This is a genomic window from Veillonella sp. (assembly GCF_019414865.1).
GTDB lineage: Bacteria > Bacillota > Negativicutes > Veillonellales > Veillonellaceae > Veillonella.
Genome location: NZ_DXLG01000166.1, coordinates 1 through 2,742, shown reverse-complemented (window position 1 = coordinate 2,742; position 2,742 = coordinate 1). Strand labels below are relative to the sequence as shown.

General features: G+C 42.1%; 2 protein-coding genes. Both read right to left on the bottom strand.

Translation table 11 applies throughout. The annotated features are described in order from the left end of the window. Positions 1 to 60 precede the first annotated feature (60 nt). The gene (gene pgeF / locus QZ334_RS07825) at positions 61 to 915 is read right to left on the bottom strand and encodes a peptidoglycan editing factor PgeF (protein WP_295233414.1); all 855 of its coding nucleotides are present in this window, start codon (positions 913 to 915) and stop codon (positions 61 to 63) included. Positions 916 to 924: 9 nt separating this feature from the next. Next, positions 925 to 2,652: a radical SAM protein gene (locus tag QZ334_RS07820; RefSeq protein ID WP_287499536.1), complete on the bottom strand. Its 1,728-nt coding sequence runs from the start codon at positions 2,650 to 2,652 to the stop codon at positions 925 to 927. Positions 2,653 to 2,742 lie beyond the last annotated feature (90 nt).

Here is a 2,742-nt window from a genome sequence, read left to right as displayed (position 1 = left end):
AAGAGACAGGGTAAAAGCCTCTAGTAAAAGCCTAATACTAATATTGATGAGAATCTACTACTATTGTTCTTGTAGCATACTAAATAATGCCATGCGACCTGTTTTACCAGATTCCCGACGATAGGAATAACAATCTCTATCTGTTACTGTATCAGTACCACCAATAGAGATATTTTCTTTAGGTACACCATTCACCATAAGTCCTTCGGCAATAAAGTTCCATAAGTTGATATAGGCTTTATCTAGTTTATCACCTGGATAGTTTACAACATCAGCCACACTACGGTCGGTCATACCACGCCATGCTAATTCAAAACGTTTCCCTAACTCTACATCGACTTCAAAGGATTCTGGTCCAATACTAGGCCCAAGATAGATATAACAATCTTTAAATTCAGTACCATAAGCTTCTTTCATAGCTTCAATGGTAAGTACAGGCAAATGTCCTATCGCTCCACGCCAGCCTGCATGCACTGTAGCGATAGCATGATGCTTAGCATCATAAATACCTACAGCTACACAATCGGCAGTAAATAAAAAGAGTGGTACATTTGGTAACTTTGTAAATACAGCATCACAATCAGCAATAGCCGTATCCTCTCCAAGGGCACCAGCACCAATGAGATTTTCTGTAATTTCTACAGCCTTCAGACCATGTACTTGATTACCACAGGAAATACGCTTTGGATCTACGCTTAGATGGTCCGCCACAATAGCTCGATTAGCCCGTACATTCTGAGGCTCATCCCCTACGTGAAATGCTAAATTTAGTGATGCATAAGGGGCCTGAGATACGCCACCATGACGATAGGTATCACCCATAAGGATAGGGAACTGTTCCGCCCAATTAGGTGCTTCATAGGACCAAGTACCATGAGGTCCTTTTACATCTATACGTTTTACAGATTCATTCATGAGTATCTCCTATTTACAAACACCACAACGTTTACAGCCTTGCACACACGGCGGTGTATACGCTTCATCGACGGAGCGCTTCCATTCCATTTCAAGATAACCTTCGTCCATGCCCATATCTAAGTGGCTCCATGGCAAGAATTCATCAAAACTACGTTCTCGATAATTCAGCTCATCCATATCAAGACCTGCCGCCTTCATTTCAGCCTTAAAGGACTTACTACCTCGGTCTGCTGCACAGGCTGCAAGAACCGCACCAAGGCGACGATCTCCACGAGCTAATACACCTTGAATATATGCTTCTTTTGGGGACTCTACGAGCACCTCAATACGGCGGTTCTTTTGTAGTGCTTTTTTAATATACTGTAACTTTTTCTCTACCGTTTTTTGATTATCCATGGCCATCCATTGGAACGGTGTAAAAGGCTTCGGAATAAATGGATTAATGCTGAGCGTTAATCGCCCTTTACATCCCACCTCTGCCATATGGGCTTGCGTCCGTTCTGCAAGGCCTACGATTGCTTCAATATCTTCGTCTGTTTCTGTAGGTAATCCAATCATAATATAGAGGCGCATATGTTGAATGCCAGACTTAGCAGATAAAGTGGCAGCATTTTTCAAATGCTCTTCACTAATCCCTTTATTAATAACACGGCGTAACCGTTCACTGCCTGTTTCTGGGGCAATGGTAATCGTCTTTTGACCGCTGTCTGCCAAGCCATCTACTACGGCTTGCGTTAAGGAGTCCGCCCGTAAGGATGCACAGGAATAACGCATATCTTTTGAGCGAATATAATTAACTAGTTCGTCTACCTCTGGATAATCAGAAATAGCAGCCCCCATAAGGCCTACTTTTTTACCTAATTTTTCTGCTCTATCTACGCCTTCTTTTAATATTTCCAACGGTCGTACGCGAGGTACACGGAAGCAATAGCCAGCCATACAGAATCGACAATGGCGCCCACATCCACGGGCCACCTCGATGATATACATGGCGCCAAACTCGGTATAGTTTGTAGCCACTACGGTTTCACCACCGCTAGTGAGCATTTCAAAATGACGTTTAATCGTTTTCGGTACACCTTCTGCGATATCATAACCTTTAAATACACCATTTTCACTATAAATAGGCACATATAAGGACGGTACGTATACACCTGATACGTCTGCTAATTGGCGTAAAATAGCGTGGCGATCTAAGCCTTCTAGTTTGCCATCTCGAATAATATCGAGCACGCGACTAACGATGCCTTCCCCTTCACCGATGATAAAAGCATCGATAAAATCAGCAAAAGGCTCTGGATTAAAGGTGGCACAAGGACCACCGGCAATAACGATAGGATCGAACTCCGTACGGTCTTTCCCCATAATTGGTACACGACCATGACGCAACATAAGAGGAATGTTGAAATAATCCATTTCAAAGGTCACGTCAAAGGCCACTACATCAAATTGATGCATAGGCCGCTGTGTTTCAACACTCATCAATGATGTCTTAGTTTTATCGTACGCTTCCAATTCCTTCTTCTCAGGTAAAAAGATGCGTTCGCATACGCTATCATGACGTAAGTTGATTTCCTCATAAATAATGTGGAGGCCTAGATTACTCATGCCAACGAAATATGTATTAGGATAGACGATGGCAACCTTTTGCTCTGCATGCGGGTTAATAGTTACGCGGCTATCTTCATCTTTATAAAGTTCTTGTAATCGATCAATTAAATCTTTACGGTTCACTAATTTCCTTTCTATATAAGCCCACTACGAATAGTGGGCTTAAAAACATTTTATATATCGTTTGTATGTCTATATTTGTATGTCTATAAG